The 21,415-nt window shown below is 55.3% G+C and carries 24 protein-coding genes and 2 tRNA genes; 11 read left to right on the forward strand and 15 right to left on the reverse strand.

Annotated features, from left to right (window positions below; all coding sequences use genetic code 11):
* Positions 1 to 175 precede the first annotated feature (175 nt).
* Positions 176 to 925: a hypothetical protein gene (locus BC777_RS00515; protein WP_100366224.1), complete on the reverse strand. Its 750-nt coding sequence runs from the start codon at positions 923 to 925 to the stop codon at positions 176 to 178.
* Positions 926 to 1,359: 434 nt separating this feature from the next.
* Between BC777_RS00515 and BC777_RS00520 the strand changes: the two genes are divergently transcribed.
* Both BC777_RS00520 and BC777_RS00525 read left to right on the forward strand, forming a co-directional pair.
* Positions 1,360 to 1,716: a helix-turn-helix domain-containing protein gene (locus BC777_RS00520; RefSeq protein WP_100366225.1), complete on the forward strand. Its 357-nt coding sequence runs from the start codon at positions 1,360 to 1,362 to the stop codon at positions 1,714 to 1,716.
* A complete protein-coding gene (locus BC777_RS00525) occupies positions 1,713 to 2,252 on the forward strand; it encodes an ImmA/IrrE family metallo-endopeptidase (protein ID WP_100366226.1) in 540 nt (179 codons plus the stop codon). Before BC777_RS00520 ends, BC777_RS00525 begins: the two co-directional genes overlap by 4 nt.
* Positions 2,253 to 3,100: 848 nt before the next feature.
* On the opposite strand, the gene BC777_RS00535 is transcribed toward BC777_RS00525, so the two are convergent.
* Both BC777_RS00535 and BC777_RS19280 read right to left on the reverse strand, forming a co-directional pair.
* Entirely contained in the window at positions 3,101 to 4,555 is a 1,455-nt protein-coding gene (locus BC777_RS00535) for a tyrosine-type recombinase/integrase (protein ID WP_100366228.1), read from the reverse strand.
* A gap of 91 nt (positions 4,556 to 4,646) precedes the next feature.
* A tRNA-Tyr gene (locus tag BC777_RS19280) sits at positions 4,647 to 4,730 on the reverse strand.
* Between the two features lie 125 nt (positions 4,731 to 4,855).
* Between BC777_RS19280 and rlmB the strand changes: the two genes are divergently transcribed.
* The 5 genes from rlmB to BC777_RS00560 all read left to right on the forward strand — a co-directional run bounded on the left by rlmB (position 4,856) and on the right by BC777_RS00560 (position 8,728).
* Complete coding sequence (rlmB, locus tag BC777_RS00540; protein ID WP_100366229.1) at positions 4,856 to 5,632, forward strand: 23S rRNA (guanosine(2251)-2'-O)-methyltransferase RlmB; 777 nt, start codon at positions 4,856 to 4,858, stop codon at positions 5,630 to 5,632.
* Between the two features lie 15 nt (positions 5,633 to 5,647).
* Positions 5,648 to 5,971, forward strand: a complete 324-nt coding sequence (locus BC777_RS00545) for a hypothetical protein (protein WP_100366230.1) — start codon at positions 5,648 to 5,650, stop codon at positions 5,969 to 5,971.
* A 99-nt stretch (positions 5,972 to 6,070) separates the two neighbouring features.
* Positions 6,071 to 6,523, forward strand: coding sequence for a YHS domain-containing (seleno)protein (locus tag BC777_RS00550; RefSeq protein WP_100366231.1), 453 nt, complete (start codon positions 6,071 to 6,073; stop codon positions 6,521 to 6,523).
* A gap of 196 nt (positions 6,524 to 6,719) precedes the next feature.
* Positions 6,720 to 7,193 (forward strand): CoA-binding protein, encoded by a 474-nt coding sequence (locus BC777_RS00555; RefSeq protein ID WP_211095312.1) that lies wholly within the window; start codon positions 6,720 to 6,722, stop codon positions 7,191 to 7,193.
* 206 nt (positions 7,194 to 7,399) lie between these two features.
* Positions 7,400 to 8,728: a serine/threonine protein kinase gene (locus BC777_RS00560; protein ID WP_100366232.1), complete on the forward strand. Its 1,329-nt coding sequence runs from the start codon at positions 7,400 to 7,402 to the stop codon at positions 8,726 to 8,728.
* Here the strand turns inward: BC777_RS00560 and BC777_RS00565 are convergent.
* Together BC777_RS00565 and hisF are read right to left on the reverse strand one after the other, a co-directional pair.
* Positions 8,725 to 9,033 carry a phosphoribosyl-ATP diphosphatase gene (locus BC777_RS00565; RefSeq protein ID WP_100366233.1) on the reverse strand — a complete coding sequence of 103 codons (309 nt, stop codon included), beginning with the start codon at positions 9,031 to 9,033 and terminating at the stop codon, positions 8,725 to 8,727. The two genes, BC777_RS00560 and BC777_RS00565, sit on opposite strands and share 4 nt — an antisense overlap.
* Positions 9,030 to 9,791 (reverse strand): imidazole glycerol phosphate synthase subunit HisF, encoded by a 762-nt coding sequence (hisF, locus tag BC777_RS00570; RefSeq protein WP_100366234.1) that lies wholly within the window; start codon positions 9,789 to 9,791, stop codon positions 9,030 to 9,032. The genes BC777_RS00565 and hisF overlap by 4 nt, the downstream gene beginning before the upstream one ends.
* Before the next feature lie 104 nt (positions 9,792 to 9,895).
* Here hisF and BC777_RS00575 point away from each other — a divergent pair, with 104 nt between their 5' ends.
* Positions 9,896 to 10,342: a DUF302 domain-containing protein gene (locus BC777_RS00575; protein WP_100366235.1), complete on the forward strand. Its 447-nt coding sequence runs from the start codon at positions 9,896 to 9,898 to the stop codon at positions 10,340 to 10,342.
* Here BC777_RS00575 and BC777_RS00580 read toward each other — a convergent pair.
* Both BC777_RS00580 and hisA read right to left on the reverse strand, forming a co-directional pair.
* A complete protein-coding gene (locus BC777_RS00580; RefSeq protein ID WP_100366236.1) occupies positions 10,339 to 10,797 on the reverse strand; it encodes a DUF2867 domain-containing protein in 459 nt (152 codons plus the stop codon). The two genes, BC777_RS00575 and BC777_RS00580, sit on opposite strands and share 4 nt — an antisense overlap.
* Before the next feature lie 4 nt (positions 10,798 to 10,801).
* A complete protein-coding gene (gene hisA, locus BC777_RS00585) occupies positions 10,802 to 11,521 on the reverse strand; it encodes a 1-(5-phosphoribosyl)-5-[(5-phosphoribosylamino)methylideneamino]imidazole-4-carboxamide isomerase (protein ID WP_100366237.1) in 720 nt (239 codons plus the stop codon).
* A 142-nt stretch (positions 11,522 to 11,663) separates the two neighbouring features.
* Between hisA and BC777_RS00590 the strand changes: the two genes are divergently transcribed.
* Together BC777_RS00590 and BC777_RS00595 are read left to right on the forward strand one after the other, a co-directional pair.
* The gene (locus BC777_RS00590) at positions 11,664 to 12,050 is read left to right on the forward strand and encodes a DUF2147 domain-containing protein (protein ID WP_100366238.1); all 387 of its coding nucleotides are present in this window, start codon (positions 11,664 to 11,666) and stop codon (positions 12,048 to 12,050) included.
* 347 nt (positions 12,051 to 12,397) lie between these two features.
* Positions 12,398 to 13,180, forward strand: a complete 783-nt coding sequence (locus BC777_RS00595) for a hypothetical protein (protein WP_100366239.1) — start codon at positions 12,398 to 12,400, stop codon at positions 13,178 to 13,180.
* A gap of 30 nt (positions 13,181 to 13,210) precedes the next feature.
* On the opposite strand, the gene BC777_RS00600 is transcribed toward BC777_RS00595, so the two are convergent.
* From BC777_RS00600 to hisB, 3 genes are all read right to left on the reverse strand, one after another.
* On the reverse strand, positions 13,211 to 13,684 hold the full coding sequence (locus BC777_RS00600) for a lytic transglycosylase domain-containing protein (protein ID WP_100366240.1): 474 nt from the start codon (positions 13,682 to 13,684) through the stop codon (positions 13,211 to 13,213).
* A 180-nt stretch (positions 13,685 to 13,864) separates the two neighbouring features.
* Positions 13,865 to 14,503, reverse strand: a complete 639-nt coding sequence (gene hisH / locus BC777_RS00605) for an imidazole glycerol phosphate synthase subunit HisH (RefSeq protein ID WP_100366241.1) — start codon at positions 14,501 to 14,503, stop codon at positions 13,865 to 13,867.
* The gene (hisB, locus tag BC777_RS00610) at positions 14,500 to 15,087 is read right to left on the reverse strand and encodes an imidazoleglycerol-phosphate dehydratase HisB (protein WP_100366242.1); all 588 of its coding nucleotides are present in this window, start codon (positions 15,085 to 15,087) and stop codon (positions 14,500 to 14,502) included. Before hisB ends, hisH begins: the two co-directional genes overlap by 4 nt.
* 148 nt (positions 15,088 to 15,235) lie before the next feature.
* Here hisB and BC777_RS00615 point away from each other — a divergent pair, with 148 nt between their 5' ends.
* Positions 15,236 to 15,967, forward strand: coding sequence for an imidazoleglycerol-phosphate dehydratase (locus BC777_RS00615; protein ID WP_133122495.1), 732 nt, complete (start codon positions 15,236 to 15,238; stop codon positions 15,965 to 15,967).
* Positions 15,968 to 16,055: 88 nt separating this feature from the next.
* On the opposite strand, the gene BC777_RS00620 is transcribed toward BC777_RS00615, so the two are convergent.
* The 5 genes from BC777_RS00620 to BC777_RS00640 all read right to left on the reverse strand — a co-directional run bounded on the left by BC777_RS00620 (position 16,056) and on the right by BC777_RS00640 (position 21,380).
* Positions 16,056 to 16,130, reverse strand: a tRNA-Gly gene (locus BC777_RS00620).
* 97 nt (positions 16,131 to 16,227) lie between these two features.
* Positions 16,228 to 17,040 (reverse strand): phosphodiesterase, encoded by an 813-nt coding sequence (locus BC777_RS00625; RefSeq protein ID WP_100366244.1) that lies wholly within the window; start codon positions 17,038 to 17,040, stop codon positions 16,228 to 16,230.
* Positions 17,041 to 17,044: 4 nt separating this feature from the next.
* Entirely contained in the window at positions 17,045 to 17,428 is a 384-nt protein-coding gene (locus tag BC777_RS00630; RefSeq protein WP_375342409.1) for a VOC family protein, read from the reverse strand.
* Positions 17,425 to 17,904, reverse strand: coding sequence for a DUF2314 domain-containing protein (locus tag BC777_RS00635; protein WP_168769030.1), 480 nt, complete (start codon positions 17,902 to 17,904; stop codon positions 17,425 to 17,427). The genes BC777_RS00630 and BC777_RS00635 overlap by 4 nt, the downstream gene beginning before the upstream one ends.
* Before the next feature lie 32 nt (positions 17,905 to 17,936).
* A complete protein-coding gene (locus BC777_RS00640) occupies positions 17,937 to 21,380 on the reverse strand; it encodes a pyruvate carboxylase (RefSeq protein WP_100366247.1) in 3,444 nt (1,147 codons plus the stop codon).
* Positions 21,381 to 21,415: the final 35 nt, after the last annotated feature.

Below are 21,415 nucleotides of genomic sequence, written 5' to 3' on the forward strand. Positions count from 1 at the left end.
TTGCGCAGATTATTGGGTTATAGATTATTGTTGCACCGGTCGGAGATTGAGGATCGGCGAACACGGCTGCGATATCTGGAAAGGTTTCATCAGGAACTTCCGGGCTTTGACTGAAGCCAGCAACTGGGCAAAACAATATACAAACGATCACGGCAAGATACTTACACATATTCAATTACTCCTCGACCTTTGTAACACTCAACGAATTTGGGATAGGGAATATGACACCACCGCCATATTTGTATTGATCTAAGTGCCGCCGTAAAATTGAGATGTCTGAAGCGTCCAATATGAAGCTTGAAGAAACGTGGCTCGACGAGATCGCCTCATCAGTCAAGATCGATATCTCGATTGCGTATGATCCAACTTCCAGTATGAAAGCTTCTTCGAACATATCCTGTGCTGGCATCCAGATGTCCTGTGGAAACTCCACCGGCTCTGATGTGGCCGGAATGACCCTTGGCTGAGAGTTGAGATAGTCGGTCATCTGAAGCCCAATAAGCTGCAACCTGCTAAGTTGGTCCGCTGTTGGATTGACCGCGCAGTGAACTGTTTCGCTCCATCGGCTATTCGGAAGGACCCGTAACCTCCCTATCGGTATCTCTCTTGCTGGTTGGAACTGCTGAACAGTTGACTGATCTACGAAACTGGTGACCTTCATGGGCCAGATGTTTCCATTGTCCAAATTCATCAAAGAACACGAAATCTCCTCCACAGTGAGCGTGGCTGACCCATCGTTCGAAACCGTAACCGGCAAGTAAACCTGAGGTCGTCCCAGCGCGTGTGTTATAGAAAGCCAACCATCGGCGGTTATCTCAGCTTCGGGCTTCTGGAATAATTGATAAATTGGCGGCAATTGCGAAAGTATGATCGCTGTTCCAGCCAAATACACGGCGAGTAGGTCGGGGCTAAAGAACCGCTTCATCTATTACCTGCTAGGACAAAAAACTGAACACAATACCTGTTTATGCGACTGATTCAGTTTTCTGTCCACAACCTATCAGGGAACATTGGCATTTTAGCTTGGGCAGGCCAGAGAGTTACCAAGGTCGCCCGGTCAGCATAGACACCTAACAGATCAACGTGTTGAAGGCAGAGGGCTTGGCGGCCACGGTGATTGCGAAGAGGATGCGTATCGGTCGGGCGTCAGTCTATCGGCACCTCTGCGAAAGCTCTGACTTATGATCACCGGCTTGTGACTAAAGGAAAACTATCACTGGCTCACCTGAGTTCCTCGACCTTCACTACCTTGACGCACCAAATCCAATTTAACCGAGTGGGGATAAAAAATTAACCATATAGGTTGATTCTCTCACCCACATCAGTTACGACTACACTTGAACCACTAGGAGACCAACAATGACCACGGAAATCGGGAAGGAACTGAGGAAGTTACGAATTGATGAAGAAGAACGCCTACTGGATATGGCCGCGAGATTGGAAAAGTCTTCAGCTTTTATATCAGCCGTTGAGCGGGGAACCAAAGCACCACCGCAGGGCTTCGTTGATCTGGTGATCAAAGCATACAGATTGGCCGGAGACGCTGCTGCGTCGCTTCACCGGGCGGCTGACAGGTCGAGAAGCAATTTTACGTTAGAGGCTGACAGTCTTTTGGCACGTGACACTGCTGGTTTGATGGCCCGCAGGATGAACTCACTATCTGAAGCTGAACTCAACAACATCATCGGCATCCTCAAGAAGAAGGATACAGAATGACTGAAGCGACAGACTTTGTAGTTCCACCCCGACGGTGGGCGGAGATTGGTGGCATTGCCAACAATCTACGTCAAAACTTGGGGCTATCGGATCAGCCACGTGCGCCCGTTATTGAAATCATCGAACAAGTTCTTGACCAACGTCTAAACCTAGTTCGTTTCGATGTGGGCAGTCGTGGCGAAATGGGGAGTGCTGAGGGCTATACATGCCCCAACGGTGTATTCATCATGTTGCGCGAAGACGTTTACGAAGGTGCGTGTATGGGCGGAGGCCGAGATCGTTTCACCTCCGCGCATGAGCTTGGGCATTGGGCAATGCATACGAACATTCCTTTGGCCCGCGCAGTTCAAGGAGATGGAACACCTTCATTTCGTTTGGCCGAACCACAGGCCAATCAGTTCGCCGCCGAGTTCCTCATGCCAGAGTGCTTCATCAATAACTTTGACGATGAAGACAGTCTGGCAGATCGTTTCGGGGTTTCTAAGGAAGCAGCGCGTAACCGGCTGCGATACCTCAGAAAGAATGGAAGGTTATAACGAAAGAAGGCTCAGGTTGGTGCCCGAGCCTCCAAACGAATTTCTTCATCGTGCATCAGGGGCTTGACGGTGCAGAGCCCCCAAGAAGCGCAAATCAGTCTCCGTAGCAAGGACTGCGTTAGCGCATTTTGGGACAAAAGGCAAGATACGCCCTGAAGTGGAGAGTGCAATGACCAAGCGTCACACACCCCCTCCGTCCGGTTACCGGTACGTTTTCCGCCCTTGGAAGACCTGCCCTAAGACTGGCAACCGCCTTTACGCGAAAGCGTTTGGGCACCGGGCGTGGCCAATTCTGGTACCAGAATAACCACCCCATAAACTGACGGAAGGCGCGGATGACTGCGCCTTCTTCCCATAATGTAACTAACGAAAGTACGGATATGAAAACGAAAAGCTATAAAGTTGGCCGCAGTGCCAAGACAGGTCGCTTCACCACGGTGAAAAAGGCAAAACGTTTGAAATCAACCCATGTAGTCGAGACCATCAAGACCAGTAAGTGATTGTCGGCGACAAGTGACCTGCCTCAGCCTGATAGGTTGGGGCAGATTGCGTCAGAAGGTCTCCAAGGAAATCGCGGGAAAGCTAGTCGAGGTAAATAATATGGGTCACGTCCATTTATCACGAGAATCTACGCTATCATTTCTAACCGAGACAGTCGGCTATAAAGCTGGGCTTGTGCTTAATGCCGACAGGCTGGCTGCAATGTTGCAAGACTACGACGAGGTACTGGCGGGCAGAATAACGAATGCGGATGTCAGCGGCTTCCGTTTTCACTCATCGGAGATGCAGAGCATCGTAGCTCACTTGCTATTCAAGGTGGGAAACATTGATGACCCATCAACAAAGCGTTAGTCGTCAGCCAGTCCATCATCATAGTAATCATCTGTATCCGGGTAAATCACGGTGGGATCGGTGGCATTAACCCATCGGCGCTTTAGGAAAAACTCAGGGCCATCATCATAGTGGCTAAGGTGCCCGCCTTCCGAATGACCTAGAATCGCGCGGCGTACATCTGGCTGTGCACCAGCACGACGCATAGCATTGCTAAATGTTGAACGCAGGGAATACAGGACTTTTTTCTTATCTTTGATTGATGGGTCCATTAAGTCGCGAGTTAACCGGCGGAATTGGTAACGAACCGGCTCCACTTGGTCGGTCTTTATGTTTCGAAAAGTTTGAAGACCGCCGCTGACCACAAACGCTGGAAAGTCAGCGATGTGCGGGTGGAGAGGGATGGTACGGTATGAAGAGGGGGTCTTGGCTTCGCGAACTTTGATCCAATCATCTGTGACATCTTCAGGTTCCAGTCTGACGACCTCCACCGGGCGCATCGCCGAATGCGCCATCACTCGACACACCATGTGAACCGCAACCCTGCGTTCATTAGAAAGCCCCCTCATTGGGTGTCCCCAGAACTGGTCCATGGCTTCAAGTAGTCGCTTCATCTCTTTGGGTGGGAATGGGGTCCATTTCCTTTCATGTACAGACCTTTTATCCTTCTGCAATTGTACGGAAAGAGCCGGGTTCGCCGTGATCAGTTCTTCTTCAAGGGCATAACTGAACAAACCCCTTATCGGCGTGAAGACAGATGAAAGTGAGGAGGGCTTCAACGTCTCGGCTTGCTCATCCCGGAACCGTCTTAGCATTGCAGGTGTCACGTGGGAGATCGGGATGTCGCCCAAGCTCTTGGTCAATTTGCGAATATTGCCGCGGTACTTTGTGAGTACGCCTACCTTGATCTGGTTGTGCTTGTAATAGCGTTCGGCAACAGCGGTAATAGTATTCGGATCACCGGCCAGATCAGCTACTCGGCGTTCCAGCTTTCTCTTCACCATATCGAACTCATCACGCTCGTCTAAACTGGTGGGCGGAGAGATATGGTTCCCAAATGATGTTGCGAGAATAGCTAAGTAACGTGTCAGACGGTCTTGATCATCAAACAACGGATTACCTTCCGCAGCCTTGATCCCAGCCTTTGCGGCTTCAAGAGGATCGAAGTTATCCGGGAGTTCACCAGCGCTGTGTGCAGCTACTAGAAAGTCCACTTTCGGCATCATGGATTGTGCCTCGGTAGATAATCTCACCTTCTTGGCAGCCTCGGGATCATCAAGTTGTTTGATGAGGGCGTCATGTCGTGCGGCCCATTGAGTAGCTATAACCACAGCTTCGGCATACGACACGTCACCACAAGGTTCAGACCACATTTTGTAGCCGAGTGTCTTTTGGTGTTTCACCGGCACTCGACGACGATAGGTCCAACTGCCGTTATTATCTGTGAGGTGCTTGACCTTCTTCACACGCATTGTGTCTAAATTTCCGGATTTTGTGTCTAAATAGAGCCTGTTCAGTCAGGTGGACTCTAACAAAATAAGGAAAATCAACGCAATAGCGTTATGGTGGGCGACCCTGGAATCGAACCAGGCGTGAGTCGCCTCGAGGGAGTTACAGTCCCCTGCCACACCTTGCGGCCTGTCGCCCACTGACGGGGTGACTACCTGCGGCCCAAGGGTGCGTCAACTGCAAAATTGGCCAATTTTGTGCTGCCCTTCACTCTGTGTAAATTGTCGGGTATCGCCTGCGGTGAACCAAGGATCGGAAACACCATGAAAAAGCCAAAGTGGGTTGTCGCGAAAGAACAGGCCAAGCGGCAGGCGGCACAGGAAACTGTCTGGCTTTTCGGGTTGCATGCGGTGCGCGATGCGCTGGAAAACCCTGCACGCACAAAGCTGCGGTTGGTGGTGACGCGCAATGCGTTGGAGCGCCTCGGTGAGGCTGTTGCGAAGAGTGGGATGGAGCCTGAGATTTCTGATCCGCGCAAATTTGCAGCACCTCTTGATCCGCAATCGGTGCATCAGGGGGCTGCGTTAGAGGTGAAGGCGCTGGATTGGGGCAAGCTGGAGGATGTGGCTTTGGGCGATGGGCCGATGCCACCGCGGATTGTCCTGCTTGATCGTGTGACTGATCCGCATAATGTGGGCGCCATTCTGCGCTCGGCTGAGGTCTTCGGGGCGCGTGCTGTCGTCGCGGTCCAGCGCCATTCCGCGCCTGAGACAGGGGCGCTGGCCAAGACCGCCAGTGGCGCGTTGGAGCGTCAGCCCTACTTGCGCGTGCGTAATCTGGCGGATGCGATGGAAGCGCTGAAGGGCATGGGGTATTTGGTGTTAGGTCTTGATGGTGAGGCTGCGCGCACGGTTGAGGCCGCCGTAGATGGCAAACGTGACCGACCTGTCGCGCTGGTCATGGGGGCCGAGGGGCCGGGGCTACGCGAAAAGACGCGTGAAACCTGCGATGAACTGGTGCGCATTGACGCGGCGGCGGGATTTGGATCGCTCAACGTCTCAAATGCGGCCGCAGTTGCCCTATATGCTGTAAAGGTCTGAACGACAGGAGCGCTTATGGCGGCCACGAAAATTGCAACTTGCTGCTATTGCGGCACCAAGGCGGCTTTGATCTTGCGGGGCAAGGACAAGCACGAGTTGTCTTGCAGCAACTGCGGCGCCCCGTTGCGCGCGTTGAAAATGTTACCGAAACAATCCGGTCAGGCGACTGCGCCTGCGGCGACACCCGCCCGCCCGGCCAAGCGCAAGCGTGTGGAAAAATACTCTGAGCACCGCCAGGAGCGCCCCAAAAAGCGTAAGAAATCCAAAGGGTTCGGACGGCGTGTCATGTCTGAGATCTGGGATGTGGTCGAGGACGTTATGGACGATATTTTCGACTAGCGCACCATCACTGCGCTTCACGGCTTTGCGAGGGGGGTAGGCAAGCCCTGCTGTGCTGCGCATTTTGCATTGCATGGATACCAAACCTTTGTCTTCGTCATGCTGAACCGGCGCCACTTTGTTGGGGCTGCGCTTGCCTTGCCTTTCGTTGCATCCCCCGCGGTGGCACGGTCGCCTTGCATCTTTGATACGCAGGGTGTTGCCATTCATGGGATTGATCCGGTCAGTTATTTTGCCGATGGACGGCCCGTTCCCGGTACGGACGATCATCGTCTGCGGTGGCGCAATGCGATATGGCGATTTGTGTCCTCCGAAACAATGGCCGCATTTGAGCGTACGCCCCATCGATACGCGCCGCGTTATGGTGGTTTTTGTGCGGTCGCCATGGCGCGGGGCATGCTTTCGGAAACGGTGCCAGAGGCTTGGGCCGTGCGTGACGGTCGTTTGTATCTTGCCCAATCAGCGCAGGTCATCGCAGCGTGGCAAAGTGATCCTATGCGCTATATCGCCAGCGCTGATACGAATTGGGCGCAGGCTAAATGTGGCCAGTGACATAACCCCAGGCTACACGCGCTTTCACGTTTTCCTGATCTGTCCTTTTGCCGCTGCGATGTTTGCTTAAGTGTATTGTAGAAAGCGTGCCTTTCGGAACCTGCGCGCTTTTTTACACTGTCCCTCCGTTCCGCAACTTGCGCCCGGTTTGGCCGGGCGCTTTTTTGTTGGCGCGCGGCGGGCTAAGGTGACGGTTATGATGTATTCAGATGATTTCCTTCGCACGATCCTAAAACGCACCAAGACGGTGGCGGTTGTGGGTGTATCGGCCAATCAGATCCGGCCCAGTTACTACGTGGCGCGCTATCTGGGTTTGAAGGGGTATCGTGTGATCCCGGTCAATCCGGGCTTGGCGGGGCAAACCTTGTTGGGTGAAACAGTCTATGCCGATGTCAGCGAGGTTCCCGTGGATGTGGATATGGTCGACATCTTTCGCCACTCTGAGGCTGTGCCGCCCATTGTGACAACAGCGCTGGCGCGCTGGCCTGATTTGCAAACGATCTGGATGCAAATCGGTGTTATGCATGCTGGGGCGGCGGCCGATGCGGGTGCGCGCTGTGTCGATGTTGTTCAGGATCGCTGCCCTAAGATAGAATATCAGCGCCTGTTTTCGGAACTGCGGATGGGCGGCTTTGCGACGGGTATTATTTCATCAAAGCTTGAGCTTTGATCGGTCGTTCATAAAAAGATGGCCGACTGCCATAACAAAGGCACAATTGTCGCACAATAAGAAGGAGCTGCCGCGCGAAACGATTCCAAGTACATTAAATTGCAGATGTTTTGGTGTTTGATTTTGCATGATCAGTTGCAAATATCTTTGTAAGTTACTGTATCAGTGTTCATTTTTCCGAAGCTAATCTCAATCGTGGACAATCAATGCAAGAGACACGTATTATTGATGCATCACAAACCTATGACCAAGCTGGTCAGGGGTTGCCGACTGGTTTGGAATTGCTTGGTGGCAAGTTCAAGATTGAAAGCCAGATTGGGGCTGGTGGATTCGGTATCACCTATCTTGCACAGGATACGTTCCTGGAGCGTGCTGTTGTCATAAAGGAATGCTTTCCTGAATCGATTTGCATGCGTTTTGGTAACCGCGTCACGGTCAATTCCCCCAACCACGAAGCCCAATTTCGTAAAATCGTCGATATGTTCATGCGCGAGGCCCGCAGCCTTGCCCGTTTGCGCCATCCCAATATCGTCAGTGTCCATCAGGCGTTTGAGGAAAATGGCACCGCCTATATGGTTCTGGATCTGTTTGAAGGTCGTGACCTGCTGGATGCAATCGAAGACGATAAAGATACGCTAACCCCTGATCAGGTTCGTGATATTCTGCTTAAGGTGCTGGATGCGATTGATTTGGTGCATAGCAATGACCTGCTGCACCGTGATATTTCACCAGACAATATCCTGCTTGATAAGTGGGGCACGCCCGCGCTGATTGATTTTGGTGCCGCGCGTGAGGATGCCAGTCAGAAGAACGGTGCGGTTTCGACCATGCTGGTCGTCAAGGACGGCTATTCCCCGCATGAGTTTTATGTCGCTGGCGGTATTCAAGGTCCGTGCAGTGATCTTTATGCGCTGGCTGCAACGATGTATCATTTGATTTCCGGCAAGGCACCGCCGGTCAGCCAGACCCGTGTTGCGGCCATGGCGGATTTGAATGATGACCCGTATGAGCCGCTCACCGGGAACTTCCCACAGTATGAGCCTGCCTTCCTAGAGGCCATCGATAAGGCGATGAGCGTACCGCCCAAGGACCGTATTCAGTCGGCCAAGGAATGGCTCGCCCTGATTGCGCAGGAAAGCAAAAAACCCAAAAAGGTCGCTTTTGCCGAGAATAAGAACCTTACGAAAACGATCAGTGAACTGATCGAGGAAACTAATCTGCATGTGACACCTGCAATACCGCAGGATTCCGTTGCGGTCCCCAAGGCCACCACCCAGCAGCGCAGTGAGCGCTATCGCCCTGAGTGGGTGGAAGAGTTCAACCGCGAAACCGTTGAGGTCGCAGAGCGCAAGCGACGCGAAGCAGAGCGGGCTGCCGCCCAAGAGGCAGCCCGTCGCGCGGAAGAAGCGCGTTTGGCCAAGCAGGCCCGTCTGGCGAAAGAGGCCGCGATCGTGGCGGAGCGTCAGAGAAAAAGGGCGGAAGAGACGCGACCGACCCGTATTTTAAGCTGGGTCAAGGGCAACAAGTCCGACTAGCGGCGCGCCGCTTTTTCCGCAATCCCTGAGGTGCCCTGGCGCGCGGCAAGCGTGTCGAGCACATCATCAAGTGACACATCCCGTGCCGCCAGCATGACCAGCAGGTGATAAACGACATCTGCGGCTTCGCTTGTCAGCCGCTCTTTATCCCCTTTAACGGCTTCGATGATCGCCTCTATCGCCTCTTCCCCGAATTTTTCAGCACATTTTTCCGGCCCTTGGGACAAGAGTTTTGCGGTCCAACTGCTGTCTGGGTCAGCGTCTTTGCGAGCGGCGATGATATCGGCCAATTCGTTCAGGGTCATGTCAGCCTCACCGGGATGCCAGCGGTGGCCATATGCGCTTTGGCCTCACCAATCGTGTAGGTGCCGAAGTGGAAAATGGATGCAGCGAGGACGGCAGATGCCCGGCCTTCGGTCACCCCTTCAACCAAGTGATCCAAGGTGCCAACCCCGCCAGAGGCAATGACAGGCACGTTGACCGCATTCGAAATTGCGCGGGTCAGTGGCAGGTTGAAACCGGCCTTTGTGCCGTCGCGGTCCATTGAGGTCAGCAGGATTTCCCCGGCGCCTTTTGCAGCGACTGTCTTGGCGAATTCCACAGCGTCAATCCCGGTTGCGCGGCGTCCGCCGTGGGTGAAAATCTCCCATTTGCCTGGGGCAACGGTTTTGGCGTCAATCGCCACGACGATGCATTGTGAGCCGAACCGCATTGCGGCCTCGGCCACCACGTCGGGGTTTGCGACGGCGGCAGAGTTGAAGCTGACCTTGTCAGCCCCTGCCAATAGCAGATCACGCACATCGTGGTGCGTGCGCACGCCGCCACCGATGGTCAGTGGCATGAAGCACTGCTCGGCTGTGCGGGTCGCCAGATCAAACATCGTGCCGCGGTTTTCCTGGGTCGCCATAATATCAAGGAAGCACAGCTCATCCGCGCCTGCCGCGTTATAGGCAATGGCTGCATCCACCGGGTCGCCTGCATCAATCAGGTCAACGAAATTGACGCCTTTGACAACGCGCCCTTCGGCGACATCAAGGCAAGGGATGATCCGTGTCTTCAACATGGCGTGATCTTTAGGCGTAATCTTGTAAGATGGGAAGGGGCGGGGTGGTTTTGCAGCATAGATCGGCGTTAGGTGGATGGACTGGATAAAATGGGAGTTATGAGATGAGATTTGCAATGACCGCTGCCGTGATTGGGCTTTGTGCGGCACCATTATGGGCTGAAAACATGATGAAACCTTCGCCACTGTCCGTCTCTGAAACGATTGACGGCCTTGAAGCTGCGGTAAACGGGGCGGGGGCCACGGTTTTCGCACGGGTTGATCACGCGGCAGGTGCTGAAAGCGTCGGTAAGTCGATCCCGGATGCGACGCTGTTGATCTTTGGTAATCCCGCGCTTGGTACATTGGCGATGGAAGATGACGTGCGCGCCGGATTGATGCTGCCTTTGCGTGTGCTGGCATATGAGGATGCTGATGGGAACACGCAGATGACATGGACACCGGCAGAGGATTTGCTTGCGGGTCTGGATATCGCCCCTGATGCCGAGGTGATTGGCCGTATCAACGGTGCGCTGAATATGCTGACCGATAAGGCAATGAGCGCGAATTAAGCGCGCGCCACACGGGCAAGCGCATTGCGCACGATAGCAATGTGAAACGGCATGATCGCTGCCAGATAAATCCGCCCGCCGATATTGTGCGGGGCAACCCATGTCGCCAGACTGACTTGCCCTGCATGCGACATGACCGCTACCCGGAAATTCAGGTGTTTATCGTCGAAACCGGCGATGAGTTCATCGTCCGTTTCGCTTTCGACCGGGAAAATTCCAACCTTATCAGCCACGTTTGGTCCGTCATTGTCCAAACCGAAAGGTGCCGTGATCACCCTGCGGACCTGTAGTAGCATTTTGCCCCACGCCGGAAAATCCGTGATGATCTTGGCCGCGCGGCGCACGTCCATGTCAGAGGTTACGGTGTAGCAATCAAGGAAGTCACCTTTGGTGCGTCGTGTATGCAGCCCGCTGTTTGCAGGCAGGGGAATTGCGCTGACCCTGGGTGATGTCACTGTGCTATCCTTTCAACAGGTCCAATGCGGCTGTCAGATCAATCGCCCCATCATAGAGTGCGCGGCCAGAGATCGCGCCTGCGATCACGCCTGTGTCTTGTAGCGCTGCCAGATCAGCCACGGACGATACACCGCCAGAGGCGATCACCGGGATGCTCACGGCGCGCGCTAGATCTGCCGTCGCCCCGATGTTCGGGCCTTTCATCGCACCGTCGCGCATGATGTCGGTGTAGATAATGGCAGCGATGCCTGCGTCCTCGAATGATTTGGCAAGGTCGGTGACCATAACATCCGTTTCTTCCGCCCAACCGCGTGTCGCTACCCGCCCGTTGCGCGCATCAAGACCCACGGCCACCTGACCGGGGAACGCTTTTGCTGCATCGCGTACCAGATCGGGGTTTTCCACAGCCACGGTGCCAAGGATCACGCGGGCGAGGCCTTTGTCGAGCCATCGCTCGATCGTGCCCATGTCGCGGATGCCGCCGCCCAGTTGGGCGGGCACTGGGCAAGCCTGAAGGATAGCTTCGACGGGGGCTGCGTTCACCGGCTCACCCGCGAAGGCACCGTTAAGGTCAACCAGATGGAGCCATTCGCAACCTGCGGCCACGAACTCTTTCGCCTGCGCTGCGGGATCATCGTTGAACACTGTCGTTTGATCCATGTCGCCATGCACCAGCCGCACGGCGTTTCCGTCTTTGAGGTCAATGGCAGGGTAGAGGATCATCGTGCAGGCACCTTTCGTGTTTATCCGCGTTTATGCATGGGGCGGGCGGGATTGCAACGCGCGGGTTTGACCCAACGTCCTGCTTGATCGCAAAGCCGCGCTGCGCGCATGATTTGTCCCAGAACTCAGGGAGGAAATGAGTATGAAGAGACTTTTGATGGTAGCGGCGTCGCTGTTCGCCTTTGCAACAGCCGCGTCTGCACAGGATGCTGTCGGTGTCTGGCAGACAGAAGTGGATGACGGCTCCTATGCCCATATCACAATCGCCCCATGTGGCGCGGCGGTCTGCGGCGTGATCAGCCGGACATTTAATGCAGATGGTGAATACCAGTCCGAGAACATCGGCAAGACGCTGGTGATTGATATGGTGCCTCAAGGGGGCGGTGCCTATGAAGGATCGGTCTGGCGCCCATCCAACGACAAAATCTATATCGGCAAGATGGATGTCAGCGGCAACAGCCTGCGTTTGCGCGGCTGCGTCGCTGGTGGATTGTTGTGTTCGAGCCAGAACTGGCAACGTGTGGGGTAGGACCAGCATATGTTTGTTTAGGAAGGCCTCTGCATTGCAGGGGCCTTTGCGAGTTAAGCATCGAAGCTATCCACAAGATAAGTTATCTAAATGTCCTCGTTATGTCCGGCCTATATCAGCGGCGTCTAGATATTGGACGACTCCACGGGTGAGCGGGATCAACCCCGAATATGATCTTCAAATAGGCGATAAAATCGCGCTTGTTTAATGGGTCGTTTCCCAACGCAATGATAAAACATAGACGCCACGCGGTTTGGTATAATTGTTGATCGTCCCCAGCATAAGGCTTTCAAAATACATCTCAAAAGCACTAGTCTCATTTGAGAGATCCCTTGGAAAGCCACCCGATGTTTGAAGTTGTAAGTGTTCTTGTTGCCGTAGCAGGCGTTTATATAGCTTATCTCACGCTACAACATCAGAAAAAATCGACGTCATTAGGCAGTTCTCACGCGCGGTCACCGGCTTCTGCACACACGTCTGACAACGTCGATGCAAGCCAGCAAACGGACAATAAACGCACTGTTCCCGACGGTATCGTTCTAGGTGACAAGGTTGTTTTGGTCCCAGGTCTGCAAATGCGCCTGTTCACGCATTCGGGTCGGATCGAAGAGGATGTCTTGCGAGGCAAGCAATACAGCTGGATCTCACGTGGCGATGTCATCGGTCGTTATCATATGGACATCGCAAAATCTAATGCGGACTATTGGCGCCATGTAATGGGAAGCGAACATCGCAGTGTTGATATTCATGCCCCGGTCAGCGGTCTTATTGTGAACACAAGATTTGAGCCCTTCGTTCATTGGCCCAAGCGTACCGACCCACAAGTTGAAACTCCCACAGTGCCACCATTGTCCATCCTGATTGCGGATGATGAGCCCGCCCCAGAGTCAAACACCTTTATGTACAGATCAGCCTTGCGATTTATCGATGAACATAAGGCGCCGTTGTTTCGACCGTCGCGCCAATGGACCATGGAAGGTATGACAGATGAGGATTTCGCGCGTTTGGTTGGCTATCAACAACAAGCAGAATGCCTTATTGTGGATGCCATGCCCGAATATGCCGCCTTTTTCGAAGAAGCGCGGACGCGTTTCCCCGAACTTAGACCGCACATCAAGCATTTGCTTTAGGTGGCTTTGCTTTGCCATCGTCAAAGCGCGTCACCCCGACCGCAACCCAGTCTCGACCAGCATCCCACGCCGCTTTGCCTCATAGTAGTATCCGCGCGCGTACCAGTTCACTGCTGTCTGCTCATCCCCGTCTGATAACAGCCATGCTCCGCGCAGGTAGCGCCCTGCATAGATCAGGTTGGTTTCTGCATCCAAGAGCCCCTCTGGTGATCCGCGATAGCCCATGGTCCCCGCTGTTTCGGGCAAAATTTGCATCAGGCCGTAATAGGGCCCGTTGCGTGCTGCCGGGTTATGTGTGCTTTCGCGGATGATAACCCGGTGCAGCAAAGTGACCGGGATGTCATGCACATCGGCGTATTTGTTGATCAGACGCCGTAACTCTGGCGTTTCATTGGGGTAAAGCGGGATGTCCGCGGCCCGGCTGCTGCTGGACGTATCACTGCGGCGTCCACAGGCAGCCAGCCCCCCGGCGGCGATGACAAAGAAGTGGCGACGGTGCAACATTGTTCTGCTCTTTCTTGTGGCGCTCTTGGGTGGCGCGATGACGAGGTGATGAATGTATTCCTGCATTGAATCACTGATGATGTGCTCTGACCAGAGTGTCAGGAGGGCAAGGGTAGGCATACACCGTATATCAGTGTCGCCTGCCTATGCTTTGCTATTCAATATCAATGGTTTGGGCCGTCAAGGTGTCCAACGCAAGAAATTGCCGATCATGCGTAAACCGGCGTCCTGGCTTTTTTCAGGGTGAAATTGCGTGCCGATCATCGTGTCACGCCCAATGATTGCCGTCACATCGCCCCCGTAATCCACGTGGGCCAACCGTTCGGCGGGGTTGGTCACATCCATCGCGTAGGAATGCACGAAATAAGCGTGATCGCCCGTCGCAAGCCCGTCCAACACCGGATGCGGGTTGTCGATGACCAGGTCGTTCCAGCCCATATGGGGCACCTTCAGCGCGGGGTCTGCCGGGACGATTTTGCGAATATCGCCAGCGACCCAGTCAAAGCCCGGCGTCTCTTCGTATTCGTGGCCCGTCGTGGCCATCATCTGCATACCGACGCAAATCCCAAAGAAGGGGCGCGCATGGGTGGTCACCGCTTCGACAATTGCTTCGGCCAGCCCTGTGCGCGCGAAAAGCTCGGCCCGGCAATGTGGGAAGGCCCCATCGCCGGGCAGCACAATACGGTCTGCCTTGGACACGACATCAGGGTCAGAGGTCACAATGATGGACCCCGATCCAACCTCTGCTGCCATCCGTTCAAACGCTTTTTGGGCTGAATGCAGGTTGCCGCTGTCGTAATCGACAAGTGCTGTGGTCATAGGCTGCCCTTGGTCGATGGTATCGCGTCCGCCTTGCGCGGATCGGTTTCAATCGCTTCGCGTAGCGCACGCGCGACCGATTTAAACGCTGCTTCGGTGATATGGTGGGCGTTAAAGCCGTGCAGCTTGTCGATGTGCAACGTGATGCCGCCATGGGTGCTGAGCGCTTGGAAAAACTCGCGCACCAATTCGGTGTCGAAAGTGCCGATCTTGCCGAAAGGCAGATCAAGGTTGCAGATGAGATAGGGCCGCGCAGACAGATCCAGCGCGCAACGCACTTGTGCGTCGTCCATCGCAAGGTGGCAGCTTCCGTAACGGCGGATGCCGCGTTTGTCGTCAAGTGCTTCGGTCAGCGCCTGCCCAAGGGCAATGCCCACATCCTCGACCGTGTGGTGATCATCGATGTGTAGGTCACCTTTGGCGCAGATCGTCATGTCAATCAGCGCGTGACGCGACAGTTGATCCAGCATGTGATCAAAGAAGCCCACGCCGGTTTGGTTGTCATATGTGCCGGTCCCATCAAGGTTGATGTTGACGGTGATGTCTGTTTCTGCCGTCGCCCGTGTAATTGTCGCTGTCCGCATGGTTCCGCGTCCTTGGTTGGTGCCCCCGCTCTATAGGCGGAACCGGGGCAGGGGCCAAGCCCGTCGCAAAAACCCTGTGACATTTTCAACAAAATTTAAGGAGTTGATTCTTATGGTGGCCTCAGCTGCCACTGATCAGGAGAATCCGATGAAGGCCCTCATTCTACGTGCCGATGCAAAAGCATCCGTTGAAACCGCGCAAGCGTTGATTGACAAAGGATTTCAGATCCTGTCGGTCGACACGCAGGCGGTCGCACACGCGCTGATCCGCGTTGATACGATTGATCTGCTTGTGATGGATGAGCGGATAGAGGGGCAGCTGACCCATGCCATCGCGCTGTCAGGTGAGCGGAGAAACCCTTACCTGAGTGCGATTTTGCTAACCGATCGCACGGCTGATGAAACCGATGACCTTTATGATCTGATCCCCAGTCTTTATGGGATGGTGGGCTCTGACACTGCGCCACAGTTGTTGGGAAAGCTGGCTTTATCTGCTGTCAGCAATGTTGAAACGGCGGTGGCACGGGTGGCGCAGAATGCCAGTGCCGATCAGGCCGATGAAACACCGCAGCTTGATCCCATGGTGCTGGCGCGGGCAGGTATGATGCCACCGCGCGATGATAGCGAAAGCGGGGCACCCTGTTATGCGGATGTTGCGATTGCCGCCCCCGCGATGGCCGAAGTCGCGGCAACTGATCCCGCATTTACCTTCCATAGAATGGAAGATGTTGTTGCAGAACAAAGCCAAGAAGTGGACAAGCGCGCCGTGTTGGAGGATGTCGAAGACGCCATAAGTGCCGAGGTTGCGGCATTGTTCCATAAGCACCCGCTTCTGCATCGGGTGCAATCACCACAATCCTTTGCCGCGAAGGCAGGCTAGAATTGGTGCGATCGGAATGATGCCGATGGACGAACCTAAAAAAACCAAAAGGCCGCAGCACATGCTGCGGCCTTTTGGTTTTTCGAATTGGAGCGGGCGATGAGATTCGAACTCACGACCCTAACCTTGGCAAGGTTATGCTCTACCCCTGAGCTACGCCCGCGCGCCAATTCGTGAGGGCTGATCTATAAAGAGTCTGGCCGTTCTGCAAGACTAAAATCGAAAGAAATCCCAGTTTTTCGATTTAGCGCGCGCAGCGCTTATGCGTCTGGCGTATACCCGCCGAATACCTGCGCCTCTGTTCCCACATCGACGCTGTGCAGGATCAATCCGTTATCCGTTAGAAGAGCGAGTCCGTAAGCCCCTGCGTTATTTGACGACAAATGCGGGTTGGGATCGACCAGATCGACGATACCCTGATGACAGGTGCTCTTTAAAACAGTCCAAGGCACGCCGCCCGCGTTTCCAGAGATCGCCAAATGCACATGGCCGCAGATCAGGTGGAGGTTGCCGTGGCAGGCAAGACGATCCAGCAACGCGGACCCGTTGCGCAGCTTGATCATGTCCATGCCCGGAATGCCGGTTTCAAAGGGTGGGTGGTGGATGCAAACGATGGCATGGCGCCCGTCGCGGCGCATCAGCGCATCTTCAAGAAATGCGAGCCTGTCATCACAAAGCCAACCTTCATGATGCCCGTTGGGGTAGGGTGGGCCGTCGAGCGAATCCAGCGTGATGATCCGGTGCCGACCTATGTCGCACCACTGCTGAATATGACCTGATGCGGTTTGTGCTGCATCTGGAAATTGGGCAAGAAACGCATCACGCCGGTCGTGGTTGCCGAGCATCGGGATAGTTGGCATAGCAACGTTGGCCAGTATGCGGGCAAGCTCGCGGTACTCTTCCGGCTCGCCATTGTGGGTCAGATCACCCAGAAGGACCAGGGCCGCCGCATCGGGATGGGCTGCGGTGGACGCCTCAAGAGCCTCCGCCAGACGTTGCGACGGGTCAAGTCCGATGATCTGGTCACCCGGCGCAGTGATATGCAGGTCGCTGATTAGAAGAATTTTTTGCATGCCTTCAGCCCTTGAATTCGATCAGGTCCCATCTGTTTCCGAACGGATCGCGAAACACTGCCACTTGACCATACGGTTCATGGCGCGGCGCTTCCTCAAATGTCACACCCTTGGCGCGCATCGCTGCGTGATCGCGCGCAAAGTCATCTGTTTGCAGGAACAGCCAGACGCGGCCACCGCCCTGATTGCCAATCGTGGCGGTTTGTTCCGCCCCGACTGCCTTGGCCAACAGAAACCCGGTTTCGGCCCCTGCAGGTGCCACCCGGACCCAGCGTTTACTTCCGCCAAGGTCGGTATCTTCCAGAAGATCAAACCCAAGTTGATCCACAAAGAAGGCAATGCCCGCATCATAATCTGGCACAAGGATGGAAAGTAGGGCGAGCTTCACTCGCAAGACCACTCCTGCGCGAAGGGCGGCGTGGTGTATTTGGCCAAAGCAGCCTCATCACCGGCCCACGACAAAAGCACACGCGTGGTGTAATCGCCGTAGTTGGCACCTGTCGGATAGCGCCAGCTCCAATCGACGATCATGTCGTAGGTAAAATCGAACTGATCACCACGGTTAAATCCGGGCATGTTATTCGGTTGATTAGCAAGAATCCCTGCAAAATTTTCGCCATCCCAAGCGGCAAAAGGACCAACCCAGATGATCTCATGCTCTATTTCGCGGCTTTTGACCGGGACTTGCACTTTGAGAAAACCGCCCTCAGGTCCATAGCCTTCCGCGTTCGTGGCGGTGCAAAGAAACAGGGGCAGGCTTTGCTGAGCGGCGGCGATTGCATTATTCATCGTTTGGTCGGTCGCTTCGACACCGACAGTTGGATCCCCCTCTTGTGCTGTGAGCGGCGCAGCAAGGGGGGCCATAATTAACATACATATAATGAAAATACGCAGCATCACTCGAACTCGACCAGCAGGTCCTTGGCATCGATCTGCCCGCCCGCCTGCACATGTACGGCCTTTACCACCGCATCACGTTCGGCATGGATGCCCGTTTCCATCTTCATCGCTTCGATGGTCAGCAGCAGATCGCCTTCTTTCACCTCTTTGCCTGCAACAGCAGCAACCGTCGCGACAACCCCCGGCATCGGGGCACCGATATGGTTATCATTGCCATCCTCGGCCTTGGGGCGCGAGATTTTCTCGGACGCTGCAAGCCGGTTCATGACACGAATTGTGCGCGGTTGACCGTTGAGTTCAAAGAAAACTTTGACCTCACCATCTTCGTTCATGTCTGCCACAGCCTGCAGACGAATTTCGAGTGTTTTACCGGGGTCGATTTCAGCAACGATTTCTTCCCCTGGTTCCATGCCGTAGAAGAATGTGCGCGTGGGCAGCGTCCGGACCGGGCCGTAGGTGCGGTGGCGGCCCATGTAGTCAAGGAAGACTTTCGGATACATCAGGTAACCGTTAAGGTCTTCGTCATCGACCGTCTTCCCGTCCAATTGGCTGGACAGATCAGCGCGTGTTGCCTCTAAATCGACCGGGGGCAGATGCTTACCGGGACGTTCCGTGATCGGCTTGTCGCCTTTGAGGATTTTCTTCTGGATGGCTTTGGGCCAGCCACCGGGCGGCTGGCCCAGATCGCCACGCATCATGTCCACGACACTGTCGGGGAAGACCACATCGACCTTTGGGTCTTCGACCTCTGCGCGGGTCAGGTTTTGGCTGACCATCATCAAGGCCATGTCGCCGACGACCTTGGAGGATGGCGTGACTTTTACGATATCGCCGAACATTGCGTTCACGTCCGCATAGGTCTGGGCGACCTCATGCCAGCGTTCTTCGAGGCCCAAGGACCGCGCTTGGGCTTTGAGGTTCGTAAACTGCCCGCCGGGCATTTCGTGCAAATAGACTTCGGAGGCAGGGGCTTGCAGCCCGGATTCGAATGCAGCGTAATGCGCGCGCACCTGTTCGAAGTAGTTGCTGATCTCGCGGATGGCTGCAATGTCGAGCCCGGTGTCGCGGTCGTCGCCCCGCAGCGCTTCGACAATGGACCCCAGTGTTGGCTGCGACGTGTTGCCCGAGAGTGCGTCAATCGCACTGTCGACACAATCGACACCGGCGGCAGAGGCCGCGAGGACCGTTGCAATTGCCGCCCCTGATGTGTCGTGCGTATGGAAGTGGATTGGCAGATTTGTTTCTTCTTTCAAGGCCTTGACGAGCGCAGTTGCAGCCGCGGGTTTCATCAGCCCAGCCATGTCTTTCAGGCCAAGCACATGCGCGCCTGCTGCTTCCAGTTCTTTCGCCATGCCGACATAGTATTTCAGGTCATACTTGGCCCGGTTCGGGTCCATCAGGTCGCCGGTGTAGCAGATCGTGCCTTCGCAGACCTTTTCCGCCTTGATGACCGCGTCCATCGCGACACGCATATTTTCGACCCAGTTGAGGCTGTCGAACACGCGGAAAACGTCAACGCCAGAACTGGCGGCCTGTGCCACAAAGCTTTGCACCACATTGTCTGGATAGTTGGTGTAGCCGACCCCGTTGGAGGCGCGCAGCAGCATTTGGGTCATGATGTTGGGCATGACCGCGCGGATGTCGCGCAGGCGCTGCCATGGGCATTCCTGCAAGAAGCGATAGGCCACGTCAAATGTCGCACCGCCCCAGCATTCGACGCTGAACAGCTGATGCATTTTGGCGGCATAGGCAGGGGCCGCGTTGATCATATCAATCGACCGCATGCGTGTGGCGAGCAGGGATTGATGCCCGTCGCGCATAGTGGTGTCGGTGATCAGCAACTGCTTTTGATCGCGCATCCAATCGGCCACGGCCTCTGGTCCGAATTGGTCAAGGATGTTGCGGGTGCCGGGGGTCACATCAGTGGTCGGTTTGACGGGTGGGCGTGGTGGTTTCACGTCGGCAGCAGGGCGTGGGCGGCCTGCTGTTTCAGGATGCCCGTTCACGGTGATGTCCGCGATATAAGTCAGGATTTTTGTGGCCCGGTCACGCCGTTTGGTGAAGTTGAAGAGGTCCGGTGTCTCATCAATGAATTTGGTGTGGTACTCGTTGTTCAGGAACACCGGGTGTTTGAGCAGGTTTTCGACAAAGGCAATATTGGTGGATACGCCACGAATACGGAATTCGCGCAAGGCGCGGTCCATCCGCGCAATCGCCATTTCCGGTGTGGGTGCGCGGGCGGTCACTTTGGTCAGCAGGCTGTCGTAATAACGCGTGATGACCGCGCCAGAATAGGCGGTGCCGCCGTCCAACCGGATGCCGGGGCCAGTGGCAGAGCGGTACATCTGGATGCGCCCATAGTCGGGGATAAAGTTGTTTTGCGGGTCTTCCGTTGTGACCCGGCATTGCAGGGCGTGCCCATCAAGTTTCACGTCATATTGGCTGGCACAGCCGGTCGCCTCGACCAGTGATTTGCCTTCGGCAATCAGGATTTGGGCGCGCACGATGTCGATGCCTGTAACCTCTTCGGTCACGGTATGTTCGACCTGCACGCGCGGGTTCACCTCGATGAAGTAGAATTCGCCGCTGTCCATATCCATCAGGAATTCAACGGTGCCTGCGCATTCGTAGTTTACGTGTTGGCAGATTTTCTTGCCGAGATTGCAGAGCTGCTCGCGTTGTGTCCCGCTCAGATAGGGGGCAGGGGCGCGTTCCACGACCTTTTGGTTGCGGCGCTGGACCGAACAGTCGCGTTCCCACAGGTGGTAAATCTGGCCGTGGCTGTCGCCCAGGATTTGCACCTCGACATGGCGGGCGCGCATGATCATCTTTTCCAGATAACCTTCGCCGTTGCCAAAGGCCGCTTCGGCCTCGCGGCGGCCTTCGAGGACTTTTTCTTCCAACTCATCTTCGGACATGATCGGGCGCATCCCGCGACCGCCGCCGCCCCATGACGCCTTGAGCATCAATGGATATCCGACCGCCGCCGCCTCTTTCTTGATGGCTTTCATGTCATCGCCCAGCACCTCTGTCGCTGGGATGACCGGCACACCAGCCTCAATCGCGACGCGGCGCGCGCTGGCTTTGTCGCCCAAGGCGCGCATGGTGTCAGCCTTGGGGCCGATAAAGGTAATGCCATTTGCGGCACAGGCATCCACGAAATCAGGGTTTTCGGACAAAAGACCATAGCCCGGGTGGATCGCGTCGGCGCCAGACATCTTGGCGACGCGGATGATTTCGTCGATGGACAAATACGCTGCAACAGGGCCGAGGTCTTCACCGATGCGATACGCCTCATCCGCTTTGAAGCGGTGCAGGCCCAGTTTGTCCTCTTCGGCAAAGACGGCGACCGTCTTCTTCCCCATCTCATTGGCGGCGCGCATGATGCGGATGGCGATCTCGCCCCGGTTGGCGATGAGGATTTTCGTGAAGTCAGTCATAGTGCGTCCCTTTGCAGTCGCAGCATTGGTAAGGG

Origin of the sequence: Yoonia maricola (genome assembly GCF_002797915.1) — a bacterium.
GTDB classification, from domain to species: domain Bacteria; phylum Pseudomonadota; class Alphaproteobacteria; order Rhodobacterales; family Rhodobacteraceae; genus Yoonia; species Yoonia maricola.

Excerpts from the sequence above, each read along its gene's own strand:
- BC777_RS00515 (WP_100366224.1), bottom strand. The coding sequence starts at position 925 with ATGAAGCGGTTCTTTAGCCCCGACCTACTCGCCGTGTATTTGGCTGGA.
- BC777_RS00520 (WP_100366225.1), top strand. The coding sequence starts at position 1,360 with ATGACCACGGAAATCGGGAAGGAACTGAGGAAGTTACGAATTGATGAA.
- BC777_RS00525 (WP_100366226.1), top strand. The coding sequence starts at position 1,713 with ATGACTGAAGCGACAGACTTTGTAGTTCCACCCCGACGGTGGGCGGAG.
- BC777_RS00535 (WP_100366228.1), bottom strand. The coding sequence starts at position 4,555 with ATGCGTGTGAAGAAGGTCAAGCACCTCACAGATAATAACGGCAGTTGG.
- rlmB (WP_100366229.1), top strand. The coding sequence starts at position 4,856 with ATGAAAAAGCCAAAGTGGGTTGTCGCGAAAGAACAGGCCAAGCGGCAG.
- BC777_RS00545 (WP_100366230.1), top strand. The coding sequence starts at position 5,648 with ATGGCGGCCACGAAAATTGCAACTTGCTGCTATTGCGGCACCAAGGCG.
- BC777_RS00550 (WP_100366231.1), top strand. The coding sequence starts at position 6,071 with ATGCTGAACCGGCGCCACTTTGTTGGGGCTGCGCTTGCCTTGCCTTTC.
- BC777_RS00555 (WP_211095312.1), top strand. The coding sequence starts at position 6,720 with ATGATGTATTCAGATGATTTCCTTCGCACGATCCTAAAACGCACCAAG.
- BC777_RS00560 (WP_100366232.1), top strand. The coding sequence starts at position 7,400 with ATGCAAGAGACACGTATTATTGATGCATCACAAACCTATGACCAAGCT.
- BC777_RS00565 (WP_100366233.1), bottom strand. The coding sequence starts at position 9,033 with ATGACCCTGAACGAATTGGCCGATATCATCGCCGCTCGCAAAGACGCT.
- hisF (WP_100366234.1), bottom strand. The coding sequence starts at position 9,791 with ATGTTGAAGACACGGATCATCCCTTGCCTTGATGTCGCCGAAGGGCGC.
- BC777_RS00575 (WP_100366235.1), top strand. The coding sequence starts at position 9,896 with ATGAGATTTGCAATGACCGCTGCCGTGATTGGGCTTTGTGCGGCACCA.
- hisA (WP_100366237.1), bottom strand. The coding sequence starts at position 11,521 with ATGATCCTCTACCCTGCCATTGACCTCAAAGACGGAAACGCCGTGCGG.
- BC777_RS00590 (WP_100366238.1), top strand. The coding sequence starts at position 11,664 with ATGAAGAGACTTTTGATGGTAGCGGCGTCGCTGTTCGCCTTTGCAACA.
- BC777_RS00595 (WP_100366239.1), top strand. The coding sequence starts at position 12,398 with ATGTTTGAAGTTGTAAGTGTTCTTGTTGCCGTAGCAGGCGTTTATATA.
- BC777_RS00600 (WP_100366240.1), bottom strand. The coding sequence starts at position 13,684 with ATGTTGCACCGTCGCCACTTCTTTGTCATCGCCGCCGGGGGGCTGGCT.
- hisH (WP_100366241.1), bottom strand. The coding sequence starts at position 14,503 with ATGACCACAGCACTTGTCGATTACGACAGCGGCAACCTGCATTCAGCC.
- hisB (WP_100366242.1), bottom strand. The coding sequence starts at position 15,087 with ATGCGGACAGCGACAATTACACGGGCGACGGCAGAAACAGACATCACC.
- BC777_RS00615 (WP_133122495.1), top strand. The coding sequence starts at position 15,236 with ATGAAGGCCCTCATTCTACGTGCCGATGCAAAAGCATCCGTTGAAACC.
- BC777_RS00625 (WP_100366244.1), bottom strand. The coding sequence starts at position 17,040 with ATGCAAAAAATTCTTCTAATCAGCGACCTGCATATCACTGCGCCGGGT.
- BC777_RS00635 (WP_168769030.1), bottom strand. The coding sequence starts at position 17,904 with ATGGCCCCCCTTGCTGCGCCGCTCACAGCACAAGAGGGGGATCCAACT.
- BC777_RS00640 (WP_100366247.1), bottom strand. The coding sequence starts at position 21,380 with ATGACTGACTTCACGAAAATCCTCATCGCCAACCGGGGCGAGATCGCC.